The 16,503-nt window shown below is 60.9% G+C and carries 9 protein-coding genes; 6 read left to right on the forward strand and 3 right to left on the reverse strand.

Going from position 1 to position 16,503, the window contains the following annotated elements; genetic code table 11:
- Position 1: 1 nt before the first annotated feature.
- From AVCG78_RS24055 to AVCG78_RS24065, 3 genes are read right to left on the reverse strand one after another with little or no spacing between them, the layout of a single operon-like run.
- Entirely contained in the window at positions 2–1,069 is a 1,068-nt protein-coding gene (locus tag AVCG78_RS24055) for an LLM class flavin-dependent oxidoreductase (protein WP_071203382.1), read from the reverse strand.
- 44 nt (positions 1,070–1,113) lie between these two features.
- Positions 1,114–5,703 (reverse strand): type I polyketide synthase, encoded by a 4,590-nt coding sequence (locus AVCG78_RS24060; protein WP_071584793.1) that lies wholly within the window; start codon positions 5,701–5,703, stop codon positions 1,114–1,116.
- A gap of 34 nt (positions 5,704–5,737) precedes the next feature.
- The gene (locus AVCG78_RS24065; protein WP_234665155.1) at positions 5,738–7,891 is read right to left on the reverse strand and encodes an AMP-binding protein; all 2,154 of its coding nucleotides are present in this window, start codon (positions 7,889–7,891) and stop codon (positions 5,738–5,740) included.
- A gap of 439 nt (positions 7,892–8,330) precedes the next feature.
- On the opposite strand from AVCG78_RS24065, the gene AVCG78_RS24070 reads away from it, so the two are divergent.
- The 6 genes from AVCG78_RS24070 to AVCG78_RS24095 are packed head-to-tail and all read left to right on the forward strand — an operon-like array spanning position 8,331 to position 16,491.
- Positions 8,331–12,851 (forward strand): non-ribosomal peptide synthetase, encoded by a 4,521-nt coding sequence (locus AVCG78_RS24070; protein WP_071584792.1) that lies wholly within the window; start codon positions 8,331–8,333, stop codon positions 12,849–12,851.
- Positions 12,844–13,722, forward strand: a complete 879-nt coding sequence (locus tag AVCG78_RS24075) for a class I SAM-dependent DNA methyltransferase (RefSeq protein WP_234902121.1) — start codon at positions 12,844–12,846, stop codon at positions 13,720–13,722. Before AVCG78_RS24070 ends, AVCG78_RS24075 begins: the two co-directional genes overlap by 8 nt.
- Positions 13,719–15,119: an aspartate aminotransferase family protein gene (locus AVCG78_RS24080; RefSeq protein ID WP_071203378.1), complete on the forward strand. Its 1,401-nt coding sequence runs from the start codon at positions 13,719–13,721 to the stop codon at positions 15,117–15,119. Before AVCG78_RS24075 ends, AVCG78_RS24080 begins: the two co-directional genes overlap by 4 nt.
- Positions 15,116–15,343, forward strand: coding sequence for an MbtH family protein (locus AVCG78_RS24085; protein ID WP_071203377.1), 228 nt, complete (start codon positions 15,116–15,118; stop codon positions 15,341–15,343). The genes AVCG78_RS24080 and AVCG78_RS24085 overlap by 4 nt, the downstream gene beginning before the upstream one ends.
- Before the next feature lie 12 nt (positions 15,344–15,355).
- The gene (locus AVCG78_RS24090; protein WP_071584791.1) at positions 15,356–15,934 is read left to right on the forward strand and encodes a hypothetical protein; all 579 of its coding nucleotides are present in this window, start codon (positions 15,356–15,358) and stop codon (positions 15,932–15,934) included.
- Positions 15,931–16,491, forward strand: a complete 561-nt coding sequence (locus AVCG78_RS24095) for a siderophore biosynthesis protein (protein ID WP_071203375.1) — start codon at positions 15,931–15,933, stop codon at positions 16,489–16,491. The genes AVCG78_RS24090 and AVCG78_RS24095 overlap by 4 nt, the downstream gene beginning before the upstream one ends.
- Positions 16,492–16,503: the final 12 nt, after the last annotated feature.

Here is a 16,503-nt window from a genome sequence, read left to right on the forward strand (position 1 = left end):
CCTATACGGCTTGCGCGATTGTCGGCTGCGGTGCATGCTGGCGTGCAAGCCGCGCGAGATGCGGCAGACCGCCCATGACGAGATCGTAATCCTGCACGAAGTCGATCAGGCAGGCGATTTCATCAATGCCCGCAGCACCCAGTGCCTCCACTGTCTCTGCGGTGCTTTCCGGCGTGCCGATGAGAGAGCGGCCCTTGATGAAGCCCTCAACTCCGAACTCAATCAGGCTGTCGAGATCGTCCCGGCTGAAATTCTCGAGCGCGATATCAAGACCCATGCTGCGCGCCAGACCCTCAAGCAGATGATAATGGGTTCTGAGATAATCGCTGAAGGGGCCTTTTACATTGGCCTTCACGGTCTCGACATCGCCGCCGAGATAGGTGTGCACCATAATGGTGACGGTGCCCGCAGCCGGATCAAAACCGTTCTTTTCCAGCGACCGGCGGTAGGCTGCGATCTTGGGTGTCAGGCTTTCCAATGTCTCGCCAAGCAATGCCGTCAGCACATTAATGCCGCGACGGCCCGCTTCCACAAAGGTCTCCATGGACTGGCACGCAACCCAGAAAGGCACGCGCGGCTGCACGGGACGCGGCAGTGTCTTTGCCTCCACAGTGTTGCCTTCCGCATCTTCAAAGGTGAGCGTCTCGCCAGCAAGCAGCTTGGTGACCTGATCAAAGCTCCGCCACATCAGGCTGCGGCGGCTGCCATGCGGCTCACGCGATAGTACGAATTCGTTGCGCGTCCAGCCCGACGCAATCGCGACACCCACACGGCCTTGCGAGAGATTGTCCACAACGGCAATTTCTTCCGCGACGCGCACGGGATGATGGAGCGGCAGAACAATGCTGCCGGAGCGCAATTGCACCCGCTTCGTCACCATGGCAAGTGCTGCATGGATCATCGACGGATTGGGATAGAGGCCGCCGAAAGCATGGAAATGGCGCTCTGGCACCCAGAGCGCGCTCAGGCCATTGTCATCGGCAAACTTTGCGCTGTCCATCAGCAGCCGATAACTGTCACCGCTTGCAGCAGAGCCATCGCCATCGAAATAAAACAGGCTGAATTTCATAATTGTTGTTCCTTTGCGTATTGCTGATGGAAGGCAGGTGACAGTCAGGCTTCCTTGCGCAGCGCCTCTGCCTCAATGTCGTCCAGAAGGGCGGCAAGCTCTGCCTGTTCTTTCCGTGCGGCCTCAAGGCGCTCCCGGATGACGGCTGCGATGCCCCCGACAGTGGGCGCATCAAACAGCAGGGCGCGCATGGGCAACTCGATTGAGAATTGCTTGCGCAACCGCGTCACGACCTGCACGGCAAGCAGGGAATGCCCACCAAGCTCGAAGAAATTATCATCGATTCCAACACGGGAAATGCCAAGGAGTTCCCCGATAACAGCCGCCACATCGGTTTCGATGGGATCGCGCGGGGCGATGAACGCTGCCTGCACACGCTCGCGCCCGGCGTTTTCCTTCTGATCCACGGGCACTCCGGCTCTCGGTTCTTGGCGCGCTGCGGCCATGCGATGGCGCAGATCAACCGGCGTCACGGCAAGCCGTGAGACCTGTGGCTGGGCGAGAACCGCCCGGGTTGCCCGCCAGACCTCGTCGGCGTCAATCGCGTCGTTAAGAAAGCCTGTTGCCTCCTCTCGCGTGGTGCCAAAAGGAAGGCATGTATCCCACGCGATTGCCTGCCAGACCGGACGATGTGCGCCGCGCCGTGCATCCACGAAGGCATCAAGAAAGCTATTGGCCCCCGCATAGGTGGCAAGACCCACGCCGCCGACCAGCGTTGAGAGGGAGGACTGAACGAGGATGAAATCGGGGGTGTGATCGGCAAGCGCCGCCGACAGAGCGTCTAGGCCATCAACCTTGGTTGCAAACAGTGCAGCATTGCGCTCCACTGTGGCCTCCGTGAGCGGGCAGTGATAAACCTCGCCCATCGCTGCCGTCTGGAAAACCCCACGGATTGGGCCAAATGGCGCGGCAAGCGAATTGAGGCATGCGGCAAGCCAAGCGGGGTCAGCGAGATCACCGCTGAACAGCATATAATCCTCGCCCGGAGTGCCAATGCCGCGCAAGGCCCGGATCAACACGCTCATCGGATGCTTCGGCCCATGCGATGCAAGCCAGTGTTCCCAATCCGCAGCATTCGGAAGCCCAGCGGGTCCAACAAGGACAACCTTCGCGCCCAGTGTTTGAACCAGCGACCTAGCATAAACGAGAGCGAGACCGTCGAGGAGATCGCCTGCGATGAGGTAAGTGGCCCCCGCTGTGAGAGCCGGAACATCGGCTGGCTCCGGCAGGCACGTCGGCACGTGGCTCTCAACCCAGCAATAGCCATTGCGCAGCGCCATCACGATTCTATCATCACGCCAAGGGCGTGACAGCGCCTCGGCGAGGCCGGGAACAATGGCACCTTCTGCCGATGGTAAATCGATGCTTCGGCAGGAAATGCCGGGAATTTCCTGCGGCAAGACGCGGAGCATGCCAAGCACTTTGGCCGCCTGCGCATCAACAACCTCTGCGCCAGTCACAGCATGCAGGCCGCATGCCAGAACAGTCAGAAGCGGCGGGCGGCTCTCGGTTGTGGTCAGGGCTTTCGCGAGCGCAAAACTGCTGGTGAAAGCCATGTCCGGGGCAGTGTTGGCGTCAAGGGAGAAGCCATTGACGATCTGGGTCAGTGTTGCACCGTTCGCGGCAAGATCGGCAAGAACTGCGCTGTAGTGCTGCGGGTCAGCGGGGTCGATTTGATACGTGCCCCCGGCATTTTCATAGGCTATGCCAGACCGTACCCGTGTGACCTTGATCTGATCCGAAACCGGACCGATCGCGGCGACAGTCTCATCGCCGCCAAAGATCAGCCAATGCTCGTGACCGCTCGTTGTGAGAGGCTCAATGGGCGCACGTTGCCAGACCGGCTGGTAAAACCAGTCCTCGATTGATGGTTGCCGGGCCGCTTCGTCGGGCATGGATTCGGTGGGTGCAATCCGCGCAATCGCGTAGGAACTGCGCTGGAAAGGGTAGGTTGGAAGTGGCACGCGGCGACGCGGGCCTGCCTCTTTTTCAGCAACAAGTTCGACATCAATGCCCGCGATCCAAAGCTCCGCCAATGCCAGCAGCGCGTGGTCGCAGGCATCGAGCAGCGCCTTCGCATCGGGTAGCGAGGTGGCAACGCGAAGCAGCGCTTTTCCTTGCTGGCGTGCAAGCCGGGTGAGTGTGGAGCCGGGTCCAACTTCGAGAAGAAAAGGGGCTGGCAATTCAAGTGCCCGCGCAAGGCAGGGGCCAAACAGAACGGTTTGGCGCAGATGGGCCACCCAATAGGCTGGGTCGGTCGCCTCCTGTGCCGTCAGCCAATCGCCCGTCAGGTTCGAGACAATGTCAATCTGCGGCGGGTTGAGCGTCACCGTGCCGAGCACCTGCGCAAACGCTTCAAGCGCAGGCTCCATCATGAAGCTATGAAAGGCATGGGAGGTTTTAAGCTCATGCCTGCCGATACCGCTGCGATCAAACCGGGCCGCGAGTTCGGCAATTGCCTCTGCCGTGCCCGCCAGAACCGTGCTGCGCGGACCGTTGACGGCAGCAAGGTCCACGTCTGGCGAAAGCGATGCGCGCGCCTCTTGTTCTGAGAGCATAACGGAGAGCATGGCACCGGGCGGGCAGGCCTGCATCAGCCGCCCACGGGCAACAACCAGCGTCACCGCGTCTTGCAGCGAGAAGACCCCGGCAAGGCAGGCCGCAACATATTCCCCGAGACTGTGACCGACCATGGCCCGTGGCTTGATGCCCTTGGCAAGCCACATCTGCGCCAGCGCGTATTCGACCGCGAAAAGTGCTGGCTGCGTTATCTCTGTGCGGGAAAGTTGCTCCACGGTTGTGCCATCGCCAAAGATGATGGCCGCGAGGTCAAGTTCCAGCGGCACGAAGCGCAGGCAGTCATCGAAGGCGGCGCGGAATATCGCATCCGTCTCGTACAGCGCCCGCGCCATTCCCGGATATTGTGCTCCCTGTCCGGGAAACAGCAGGATCAAACTTGCATCCCCCGCCAGCGGCTCACCCGCGACACAATCGGGGCCTTCACCGCTGCGGATGATCTGCGCGGCAGCGTCTCTGTCCTTTGCGAGGGCGACAAAGCGATGCTCCATCGTCCGGCGGCCCTGCCGGAGCGTATAGGCAATATCGGCAAGCTTTTCTCCATCATCGGTGCCAAGATGATCGGCCACAGCGCTTCGCATCGCCGCCAGCGCTTCCGGCGTCTTGGCCGAGAGTGGCAAGAGATAAGGCCCAGTGGTGTCCGCTTCGCGGTCCCGAACCGGGGGTTCCTCAACAATCACATGCGCATTCATCCCGCCCATGCCAAAGGCGCTTATGGCCGCGCGACGCTTGCGCCGCTCTGTCACCGGCCATGCCCGCTGCTGCGCAACGATGTCGAAAGGGCTTGCCGCCAGATCAAGGGCCGGGTTCGCGCTGGTAAAATTGATGCTGGCGGGCAGGATCTGGTGCTTCAGCGCAAGAATGGTCTTGATCAGCCCTCCCATTCCGGCGGCCACATCCATATGTCCGAGATTGCCCTTCACAGAACCGAGACCGCAGCGGCGGCCCTGCTGTTTCAGTGCATCGCCATACACACTGGACAGGGCGCGGATTTCGATGGGATCGCCAAGAGCCGTGGCGGTTCCGTGTGCTTCGACATAGTCCACCTCAGATGCTTCAAGGCGGGCGTCGGCAAGGGCTGCCTGAAGCACCGCCGTTTGCCCGGCAACGCTGGGTGCAGTTAACCCGACCTTGGCGGAACCGTCATTGCCGATGGCCGAGCCGCTGAGAACAGCATGAATTGTATCGCCGTCAGCAATCGCGTCGCTCAGCCGTTTGAGAACGAGGACGCCGACGCCATTGGTGAAGACGGTGCCCTTGGCATTGGCATCAAAAGGACGGCATAGGCCGTCCGGCGAAGCGATGCCTTCGCTCTTGTAGAGATAGCCTTCCGGGCGCGGCTGGCCGATGGCGACGGCACCGGCCAGCGCCATATCCGCCTCGCGCGCTAACAGGCCGCGCGCCGCGAGATGAAGCGCCACGAGCGCCGTGGCGCAGGTCGCCTGTACCCCAACCGTTGGCCCTGTGAGATCAAGGTGATAGGCGACACGCGAAGCAATCATGCCAAGCACATTGCCAAGGCCCGCATGAATCGGATCCGTTGCCTCCCTGAGCGCCGGATTGGCCTGTATCTGGCTGAAATGATAGTTGAGCGCGCCACCGGCATAGACACCGATACGGCCGGCATAGGTGGCGCTGTTATAGCCCGCATGGTCGAGAGCATTCGCTGCGCATTCGAGAAAGACACGATGTTGTGGATCAAGCAATTCCGCATCGCGCGGCGAATAGCCGAAGAAACCGGCATCGAAAGCCGTTGGATCATCGAAGCCACCCCAGACGCGGACATAATCCGGCCGGGCCGCCATCGTGGGATCGACGCCAGCCTCTAGCAATTCGTGATCCGTGATGGGGCGAAGGCCGCTTTGACCTTGCTTCAAAAGGTCCCAGAACGCATCGATATCATCGGCTCCGGGAAAGCGCCCGGCCATGCCGACGATTGCCACGCGCTCGTCCTTCTCCCTTTGCGCCGCCTCCAGACGCGCGCGCGCATCCTTCAGAATCGAGAGGACCTCATTCTGGTCTATGCTGTCGGGGGTCGGGTTTTCAACGTCAGTCATAGGGTTTCTCTCGTTCAAATTGCGGATGCTGTGCTCAACGAAGCAATGCCTTCAGGGCAGCAAGTTCCGAGGTAATAGCGGAGCTGGCGACAGAGGCAGACCCAGATGCTAACGCGGGCGGGGTCTGAGCCACAGGCCCATTGCTCTGGAGCTTTACGTCCTGAAGAGGCACTGTCTCCGATTGATCGTCTTCGATGAGGCCGTAGAGATGGTCCGAAAGGGCCAAGATGGTGGGATGTTCGAAAATCAGTGTTGGCCGGACCGGCACGCCGAGTTCCCGCTCAACCGTCGCGCCGATATTGACGAGCGCCACAGAGTCGAGACCAAGATCGAAGAACCCAGCGGAATTTCCGGGCAAATCCCCTTCGCCCAGCCGGGCAAGCATAGCCACTTCCTGCCGCAGCAGATGCCGGAGTGCTTCCTTGCGCAGCGCTTTCGGCGATTGCAAAAGCTGGTCACGCCAGCTTTGTTGCTCGGCAATTGCCGGGGCATTGAGCACGCTCTGCGGCTTTGCATCCCAGCGGGCAACGATGCGCAGATCCCCCGTCACGATCCCCTGTCGGCAAGCGAAGCGGCGGACTTTTCCACTCGGCGTGCGTGGCAGACTGCTCGGCCGCAGCAGCGCAATGACGGCGGCCCTGACATTGTGATTGCGCGAGACGGCACCGCGCACGGCACGGATGACGTCATCACCATCAAGATCGCGCAGGCCCTCGCGGGTCAGCTCACAGACCACGCCCAATTGCTCCTCGCCATCGACCTCGATGGCAAAGACCCCTGCCCGGCCTTGTGCAAGCGCCGGATGGCTGGAGAAAACGGATTGCTCAATATCTTCCGGGTGATGGTTCTGCCCGCGGATGATCACCAGGTCTTTCAGCCGACCAGTGATGTAGAGCTGCCCATTGCGGCGAAAGCCCAGATCACCGGTCCGGCGCCAACCACGCGATCCATCCAGCACCTGATCAAAGGTCTCTGCGTTCAGTTTAGCGCGGCCCCAATAGCCGGGCGTCACGTTCGGACCCCGAATCCAGATCTCGCCGACCGTGCCATCATCCACACGCAGGCCCGCCTCGGGATCGACAAGCGCAAGGTCAAGCCCCTCGGCAGGGCGGCCGCAGGCGGCAAGGGCGAGCTTATCATGCTCGTCGCCATCATCCGCTTCGACCGCAGCCCCGGTTTCGACAAGCGCCTTGCGGCTGACGGACAGGATCAGCGGTGGATCGTCGGGACTGTTACCCGTCTGGAACAGCGTGGCTTCAGCCTGCCCGTAGCAGCAATAAAAGGCCTTGCCATGGAAACCGTGGGGCGCAAAGGCGGCTGTGAAGCGCTCTAGCGTTTTCGGGCGGATCGGTTCGGCCCCGTTATAGGCGATGCGGACGTTGGAAAGATCAAGTCCGGCGGCAGCCTCCGGCGCATATTTATCGACGCAGTGCTCGTAGGAAAAATTCGGGCCGCCAATGACGGTGGCGCGAACATGGCTTGCCAGCTCCAGAAAGCGCAGAGGCCTGCGCAGGAACGAGGCAGGCGCCATCAGCGCCACTGGAAAGCCGTTGAACACCGGCGACAGGATGCCGTCGATCAGCCCCATATCGTGATAGTGCGGCAGCCAGCAGGCGGATATGTCGGATGGGTCGTATTCGAAGGCAGTGCTGATCTGCCGCAGATTGGCCATCAGGTTGCCATGCGTGACCATGACCCCCTTCGGATCGCTCGTCGAACCCGACGTATATTGCAAGAAAGCGACATGCTTTGCCTCCGGCGCATGGAATGGCCTGCCGTCATCTTCAAAGACGACCGGGCGCGCCGGATCGGCTGCTTTAGGGGCGAGCGCAAAGCCATGTCCGACTGCCCGTTGAAGGGGGCGAAGCCCGTCCAGAAGGTCGTCGGCACAGAGAATTCCGGAGATCCCGGCATCCTGCGCGATATGCAGCCAGCGATTGATTCCATCAGCACGCCGCGGGGCCGGAACGGGCACGGGAACAGTGCCTGCGTAAAGGCATCCAAGGAAAGCGGCGATGAAGCTAAGGCCCGGCGGATAGACCACGAGAATACGTGCGCCGGGGATGACAAGTCCTGTCTGCGCAATCTCTTGACCAACACGCCGCGCCCGATCGCGAAGCATGCGCCAGGTCCAGGAATCCGGCCTCGCCTGCGCCGCAGCGACCGCGTCATCATGAAAGAAGCGCATGGCCACATCATCCTCCATATCCCGAGCACGATGCTCAAGCATATGAATTATAGATATAAAATCCACTGAACTTTCCGAGGTTCGTTGCGTCCAGGACGTATCGTTCACTGCCATCCACCCCTTGCTGAAGAGCGCCGCGGAAAATCCGCCCGTCGCCGACCCATGCTCTTGTCTCTTTCAAAAAGGACACTCAGCCGCTTGAAATTTCGGTGATGGCAATCTGTGGTCGCCATCGAATTGGCACTTGCATATAATTCTTGAATATCTTAGTCAACAATATAAACAGCAGCTCAACGCCTCCATAATCGAAATTCACAATCCAATCTGAGGTTGTAATGACGTTCAAAATAGTCCCGGGCAAAGGCATCTCCAAGATGGTTGTTTCCACACATCAACTGTGTGTGCAACAGGTCCGGTGCGCTCTGGCGGAGGCATGCCGATGACCGCTCCCGAAACGGTGGAAGCGCTGCTGTCGCGCCTGTCGGAAAAAGGCATCCGCATCACATGCGTCGATGGGCGGCTGCGACTTTCCGGCTCGGAGAGCGTGCTCACGCAGGACATCACCGACGCGATCCGCGCCCGCAAGGCGGAGATCATTGCGAATCTTTCCTTGAACGTCGCTTATCAAGACGCGACACATAGCGAGACAATCCCGGCCCGTCATGCGGACACGCCGCCGCTTTCCTTTGCCCAGCAGCGCTTGTGGTTTGTCGAGCAGATGATGCCGGAGGCTGGCCTTCACCACATATCGCTGGCTGTTGAGGCCCACGGCAGGATCGATCTTTCCGCATTGCAGGCAGCGCTTCAGGCCGTCGCAGAGCGCCACGCCATCCTGCGCACCCGCATCAATATGCGGGATGGCATGCCCTCTCAACGCATCATCGCCGACAGTGATATTCCGCTGCAATTGATCGACCGACAGGGTGATATGCCCGATGAGGCGGAAATCGACCGGATACGGCAAGAGGAAGCGCGGCGGCCATTTGATCTGGCCTTTGAGCCGCCGCTCCGTCTCACGGCAATGCGCCTTGGCTCTGAGCGAACCCTTCTTCTGCTGACGCTGCACCACATTGCCGGGGACGGTTGGTCGATGGATGTGCTGCTTGGCGATCTCTCCGCGATCTATCAGGCCAAGGTGACGGGCGTTGAGCTTGATCTGCCAGCGCTTCCCATCCAATACGGCGACTTCGCTGCATGGCAGCGCGACCATCTGGCAGGCCCGGCGCTTGAGCGGTCCCTCGACTTCTGGACCGATCATCTCGAAGCACCGCTTCCCGCCACGCAATTGCCGGGGGATTTGACCCGGCCACCTGTTCAGGCCAACGCCGGAGCCTTGCATTCCATCGCCTTCGATGCGGCCACCACGGCCCGGCTGAAAGCGCTTGCGAAAGCAGAAGGTGCCACCATGTTCGCCACGCTGTTTACGGCCTTCAACACCCTCGTCTATCGCTATACCGGGCAAAGAGATCTGGTGATTGGCACGCCCGTCGCCAACCGCCGTCACCGGGAGACGGAAGGGTTGATCGGCCTGTTTGTCAATCCGCTGCCGGTGCGCACAAGGCTTCATCCCGCAGCGAGCTTTCGCGAGACGCTGCGCCAAAACCAAGCGACCCTCTGGTCGGTGCTTGACCACCAAGACCTGCCTTTTGAGCAATTGGTGGAAGCACTGAAGCCAGAGCGCGATCCCAGCGTCCATCCGCTTTTCCAGCTGAAATTCCAGCTCGACGCTCAGCCGCAGCAGAGGGTCGGACTTTCGGGCCTTACGCTGACCCGCCTGCCACGGCACGATGGTGTTGCGAAACTCGATCTCAGCCTCAACCTGATCGATGCCGGAAGCACGATCCACGGCACTTTCGAATATGACACAGCGCTTTTCCGCTCTGAGACAATCGCCTCCCTCGCCGCCCATTTCGGTGTGCTGATCGAAGCAATTGCCATTGAGCCGGACACGGCCCTTGCCGTTCTTCCCTTGCTGGAAACCGAGGAGCGTCAGCGCCAGATCGTCGGCTGGAATGCAACGGCAACACCTTTTGATGAGAAGGCCTTTTTCCACACGGTCTTCGAGGCCCACGCCGCCCGCACACCAGACGCGATTGCGCTTGTTCATGTCAGTGATGGCAAGCGACACACCCTGACCTATGACGCCCTCAACCGACGCGCCAACCAGATCGCGCACCACCTGCGCGGTCTGGGTGCGGGTCCAGAGACCATCGTTGCCATCGCGCTTGAACGCGGTTTCGACATGATTGCCGCTTGGCTCGGCGTGCTCAAGTCTGGCGCTGCCTATCTGCCGCTGGATCCGGCCTATCCGCCGGAACGCCTCGCCATGATGCTCTCAGACTCGCAAGCCCGTTTGGTTCTCACCGAGAGCCGCCGGACATTGCCGGAGACAGTAACCCGCATTGATCTCGATACCGATTGGCCACGGGATGCGGCGACGGGCAATCCTGATCTCGTCAATCGGCCCGATCACCTTGCCTATATCATCTACACCTCGGGATCGACCGGGCGGCCAAAAGGCGTGCTTGTCGAGCACAGGGGCCTCGTCAACCTGACGCAACACAAGATCCGTATTGGCGGGGTGAAGCCGGGCGATTGTGTGCTCCAGTTCTTCTCCTTCTCGTTTGATGCCTCGATTCCGGAACTCGTCATGGCGCTTGGCGCAGGCGCGTCATTGCTGCTGCTGCCCGCCAGCGACCTTCTGCCCGGACCAGCGCTTGCCGAACACCTGAAAACGCAAGCCGTAACGCATGTGACGATGACACCTTCCGCGCTCATCGCGCTTCCGACTGACGACTATCCAGCACTGCGCATGGTGCTAACCGGCGGCGAAGCGCCGACGCCGGAATTGATCGAACGTTGGGGAACGGGGCGGCTGTTCATCAATGCCTATGGCCCGACGGAAACAACGGTCAATGCGAGCATGGTCCCCTGCGGCAATGGCCATCCCATTGAAGCAACCTTGCTGCCCGCAGCCAACAAGCAACTCTATGTGCTCGACGCCAACCTAGAGCCGGTTCCGGTCGGTCAACCGGGCGAACTCCATATCGGCGGGCTTGGCATCGCCCGAGGCTATCACGGTCGCCCGGCACTGACGGCCGAGCGCTTCGTGCCCGATCCATTTTCCGCAACGGGCGGCGTGCTCTATCGAACAGGCGACCGCGCCTGCCAGCTGGCCGATGGCCGCATCCGGGTGCTTGGCCGCCTCGACGATCAGGTGAAAATCCGTGGCTATCGCATTGAGCCGGGTGAAATCGAGGCCATGGTGCTGACGCATCCCACCATAGTGGCTGCGGCAGTCGTGATCCACGAGATTGATGGTCAAAAGCGCGTCATTGCCTACGGCGTTGCCAAGGATGCAACCACCATCAGCGCCGTGGACATGAAGGCATTCCTCGCCGCACATCTGCCCCGCTACCTCGTGCCGGACGCCTTCGTCTGGCTTGATCGCTTGCCACTCACCGTCAATGGAAAGATCGACACCAGAGCACTTCCGCTTCCAGATCTGGCTCCACAGGCTGGCCGTATGCCGGAAGGAGAGATGGAAAACACAATCGCGGCAATTTTTGCGCAAATCCTCGGGTGCGCGCATGTCTCGGCCACCGATGATTTCTTCGCAATCGGCGGTCACTCGCTGCTGGCCACGCGGCTATCGGCCCTTGCCAAATCGGCGTTCGGCCTCGACATCGCCATTATCGATCTCTTCGAGGCCCCGACAGTCGAAGCACTGGCGGCAAGGATAAGCAACCGAAACCACAGCCCCATGACGGAAGAGGAGATGTGCCGGGCCGATACCGAGCTTGATGCGGCCATCCGCATTCCGACGCGGATTGTGTCTACTCATCCTTTGAACCATGTGTTTCTCACCGGAGCAACAGGCTTTCTGGGCGCGTATCTGCTCAGCGAACTGCTCAAGGACAGGTCTCGCACGGTCTCCTGCCTTGTCCGGGGTGTGACCGGGGCGGATCGCCTGCGCCAATCGCTTCAATCCTACGGCCTCTGGCGGGATGACCTTTTAGCACGCATCAGACCGCTGCCGGGCGATCTTTCACAGCAAAAATTCGGACTTTCCGATGCTACGTATACTGCACTTGTCGAAAGCGTAGACGCCATCATCCACAATGGTGCGGAGGTTCATCATCTGCATCCTTATGAACGCCTCCGCGCTCCCAATGTTGGCGGCACGGTCGAGGCGATCCGGCTGGCGGCGGTGGGCCGGGGACGGCCCTTGCATCTTATTTCCTCGCTCAGCGCCCTGACACGCCGAGGAGCCGGGGAGACGATAGGCGAAAGCGCCGTGATCGGGGACTTCCCCTTGCCTGTCGGCGGATACAACCAGACCAAGTGGGTTGCGGAGCATCTTGCGCAAGCCGCCAAAGAGCGTGGTCTCCCGGTGACAATCTACCGCCCCGGCGCGATTTCGGGCGATAGCCGCACCGGCACTTTCAACAAAGCCGACATCCTGTGCCGGCTCATGCAGGGCTATCTGCGCTCAGGCCTTGCGCCAGAGGGTGACACCCCGCTGGAAATGCTGCCGGTGGACACGGTCGCGCACGCGATCATTGCCCTTGCGGACGAACCCTCATCGATTGGCAAGACCTTCCATCTGGTCCATTCTTCGCCCGTCTCCTCCGCGCTGCTGTTTGAGGCGGCAGCCGCCGAAGGGCTCCATCTGCGACGCATTCCCCGGCTGGAATGGCGTGCCGAGCTTGATCGCATTGCGCGGGAAGAGACCGATCATCCGCTTTACCCGCTGATGGGCCTTTTCGAACAAAAGCCAGCCAGTTCATCGCAGGGTACAATCCGCACCGTTGAGCGCCGTGAAACGCATCGCGCGCTGGCGCTCGCATCGATTGTCGAGCCAGCGCTCGACCTTCGCCTTTTTCGCTCCTATCTGCGCGCTTTCATTCTCTCTGGCGCGCTCAACCCTTCCAAAGAAAATGAGCAGAGATATGCTTGAACAAGCAAGCAAATACGATCACTGGGCGTGGCTCTATAACCGCACGCTTGGCCCCCGCTATGGCGCATATAAGATCGGCCCGATTGAGCGCGTAGTACTGCCCCATGTGCCGACTAGTGGCGCGATCCTGGATCTGTGCTGCGGCACCGGCCAGCTCGCGGCGGCTCTTGCTGAGCGCGGTTTTAAAGTGACTGGCCTCGACGGCTCCGCCGACATGCTGCGCTTTGCGCGCGAAAACGCCCCGTCGGTGACCTTCACGGAGGGTGATGCCTGCAACTTCACCTTCGACACGCCCTTTGATGCCGTTTTGTGCACCAGCGCCTCGCTCAATCACATGCAAAGCGTCAACGATCTGGTCTTTGTGTTTTCGAGCGTCAGCCGCGCATTGAAGCCGGGCGGCATCTTCGTGTTCGACGTCAACCATCCGGCCCAGATGTCGCGCTATTGGCGCGGCCATCCAACGGAGGGCGAGATCAACACCGACTTCGCGTGGCTGATTACACCGCAATACGACTCGGCAGCAAACCGGGGTGCCTTCACCGTCGATATCTACCGTCGCCCCGATGCGCATCCCGTTTCCGTGCTGGATCGGCTGTTTGGTCGGTTGGCTCAGTTCCGGCGTATCCGCCTCGCACTCCTCTCCCGCTTCAGCCGCTTGCGGCCGCAGTGGGAGCATCACTCGGTCGTCAACCGAATCTGGGGGCACAACCTCGACGCCATGGCACGCGCGCTGCATGAAAGCGGCTTTTCCGTCGAATTGCGCAGCACGCAAGGCGGGCCGGTGGATGACAGCCATGCCGCCTATTTCTTCTGCCGGAAAGCGCCCACTGCCGACATGCAGGCAGAGACCGCAAAGGAGACCGCCCTATGAATGCGTTGACGAGCAATCCGACGCCCGCCCAAGCGGCAGCCGCCATCATAGCCGCTTTCAATATGAAGACGGAAAAGTCCAAGGCGATAGGCGCGCAAAACCGGCACGTCCTCGCTGATAAATCGGCAATCGGCGTCCCCTTCTCACTAATGGCCAAGGAGGCGCTCTACCCGATTGTGGTAAACCGGGCGGAGGGAACAGTACTGCATGATATCGACGGCAATCGCTATATCGATGTGCTGATGGGGATGGGCATCAACCTCTTTGGTCACAATCCGCCCTTTATCCGCGACGCGATTGAGGCACAGCTTGCCAAGGGCTTTGCGCTTGGGCCGCAATCTGATCTGGCAGGTGAGACCGCAGCGCTCTTCTGCACGCTAACGGGCAAGGAAAGAGTAACCTTTACCAACACTGGGACCGAAGCCGTGATGACCGCGCTGCGGCTGGCGCGGGCGGCCACGGGGCGGCGCAAAATTGCGATGTTCATCGGCTCCTATCACGGCCATTCGGATCAGGTCCTGAACCGCATTGCCGCCCCCGATGATGAGCGCACCGTTCCCGCCTTTCCCGGCATTTCGCCTGCGACGGCGGAGGATGTCGTGTTGCTCCCCTATAACGACCCGCGTGCACTGGACATCTTGGAGCGGGATGGCGAAACCTTTGCCGCCGTGCTGGTTGAGCCGGTGCAAAGCCGCAATATCGACGTCCAGCCCCGCGCCTTTCTGCACGCGCTGCGCGATGTGACGCAGCGGACAGGTGCTGTCCTCATTTTCGACGAGATGATCAGCGGCTTTCGCGTCGCACCCGGCGGTGCGCAGCAACATTTCGAAGTCGAGGCGGATCTGGCGACCTATGGCAAGATTGCTGGCGGCGGACTGCCGCTGGCGTTGATTGCTGGCAGCAATCGGTTGATGAACCATATCGATGGTGGCCCCTGGTCTTTCGGGGATGAGTCTGTTCCCCCAGCCCAAGCGACCTTTTTTGCCGGAACCTATTGCCGCCATCCTCTGGCGCTTGCGGCCGCGCGCGCAGCCGCGACGTACATGCTCCAGCAAGGCCGGTCTCTACAGGATGGCCTCAACGCACGCACACGCAGCCTTGTCGAGCGCCTGAATGTCTCGCTTGCGGCAGCACGGCTGCCCGTTGTCTTCACCCAGTTCGGCTCCTTCTTCTCGATTGCGGTCAACCGCAGCCGCATCCCGCCGCTTGCACTGGGATTGCTATCGCTCGAACTGCTCACCGCTGGCATTCATCTGCGCAGCGGCGACAAGGGCGGCTTTCTTTCCACCGCCCATTCGGATGGCGACATCACAGCCATCCATGATGCCTTCCTGAACGGCCTGCAATCGCTTGCAGGTTTCGGCCTCATCCCCCTCTCCGACGGAACAACGCCATGAGCAACCAGGACCAAACCATTGACTTTCCGCACCGCGTCGTCATCAGCGACGAGGAGCGATACTCGATCTGGCCGACCTACAAGCCCATCCCCCTTGGCTGGCGCGATGGCAGCTTCGAGGGGGAAAAACAAGCCTGCCTCGACCACATTGCTGCGGTCTGGACCGATATGCGCCCGCTTTCACTCCGTCGCCAGATGGACGGCGACACGTCCGTCAACCGATAAGGAGGTGCAGCCTTGAGCCAGTATCAACGCGCACTCGACCCGGATGCCGCGCGCGAGGAGAGCCTTGCTGTCGAAAATCCGCCTCGCGGCCAGATCACCCTGAAAGAGGTCAAGGCATCCGGCCCGATGGAGGCACCGGCCGATGATGGCTGGCTCGACCTGCCACTTCCTGACGGGTTGCCCGCTGAAACGCCGCTCAGCGAGATCGAGAAACGCCGCATGCATGGCGTGCTTTCCGGTCTGCTTGAGGCGATTAAGCTTGACCATCCGCAGATCACCGCACAGTTGGACGCGCTGCTGACTGATCTGGGCAAGGCGGCAGGCGAAAGGCCGGAAATCGAAACGGCGGGGCTGCCGCTCACGCCCTTTCAGGCAACGGACTATGACCGCTATTTCCGCGTCAACCGTCAGTCTGCGGAAGAACCCGCTGTCGCCATGGTGCGGAGCCTCATTCAGACGGTGCGCGCCGTCACCCTGCTCTTTGCCCGCAGCCCGGACCTTCCCGTGGTCCACGTCCGCCACCAGATGGAAGGCTTTGAAAGCCACGCGCATCTGCTTGCCCGGACCTTCGGTCTGGAGCCGCTTCGATGATCGCCGTCAGCCCTCCCTCTCCCTATGCGATCTGGCGGGAGTTTCACTGGGCATTCTTTTTGAACGTTCAGGGGCTCATCGTTTCGCTGCGCCGGTTCCAGCTGTCGGTGGAGCGCGGTCAGCTGACGTCTGCCGAACAGGAGCTTAATACCGCCTCGACACTGCTTGTCTCCTCGGCTGCGTCCATGGAACTCGCCGCGAGTTTTCCGAAAGACGTCTATGAGGCGACCGTGCGCACCTCCATGACCAAGCCGCATGTGGAATCGGACGATTTTAGCGGCCTGATGTCGTGGGATCATGCCGTCCTGATCAGCGTCTGGCGGGATCTGCGCCCAATCTTTGAAACGCTTCCGGACGAACTCGCAAGCGCCCATTCCGCGTTTATTGCGGCCTATAAATATCTCGCTGAAAGCCATACGGGCGTCTGCTCGCGCTTCGTGGACAGCGGAAGCCTGCGGTTTGAGGATCGCAATGCTGTCGATACGCTGCGCCGTTTTGAGCGCGGACGGCTCGGCCTCATCGATCCCAAGGGCAAAGGTTGCCCGTTTCATTCCTGAGCGCCCCTAATT

The sequence above is a fragment of the Gillisella vitis genome (genome assembly GCF_021559775.1).
Taxonomy (GTDB): domain Bacteria; phylum Pseudomonadota; class Alphaproteobacteria; order Rhizobiales; family Rhizobiaceae; genus Allorhizobium; species Allorhizobium ampelinum.

Excerpts from the sequence above, each read along its gene's own strand:
- AVCG78_RS24055 (WP_071203382.1), bottom strand. The coding sequence starts at position 1,069 with ATGAAATTCAGCCTGTTTTATTTCGATGGCGATGGCTCTGCTGCAAGC.
- AVCG78_RS24060 (WP_071584793.1), bottom strand. The coding sequence starts at position 5,703 with ATGACTGACGTTGAAAACCCGACCCCCGACAGCATAGACCAGAATGAG.
- AVCG78_RS24065 (WP_234665155.1), bottom strand. The coding sequence starts at position 7,891 with ATGCGCTTCTTTCATGATGACGCGGTCGCTGCGGCGCAGGCGAGGCCG.
- AVCG78_RS24070 (WP_071584792.1), top strand. The coding sequence starts at position 8,331 with ATGACCGCTCCCGAAACGGTGGAAGCGCTGCTGTCGCGCCTGTCGGAA.
- AVCG78_RS24075 (WP_234902121.1), top strand. The coding sequence starts at position 12,844 with ATGCTTGAACAAGCAAGCAAATACGATCACTGGGCGTGGCTCTATAAC.
- AVCG78_RS24080 (WP_071203378.1), top strand. The coding sequence starts at position 13,719 with ATGAATGCGTTGACGAGCAATCCGACGCCCGCCCAAGCGGCAGCCGCC.
- AVCG78_RS24085 (WP_071203377.1), top strand. The coding sequence starts at position 15,116 with ATGAGCAACCAGGACCAAACCATTGACTTTCCGCACCGCGTCGTCATC.
- AVCG78_RS24095 (WP_071203375.1), top strand. The coding sequence starts at position 15,931 with ATGATCGCCGTCAGCCCTCCCTCTCCCTATGCGATCTGGCGGGAGTTT.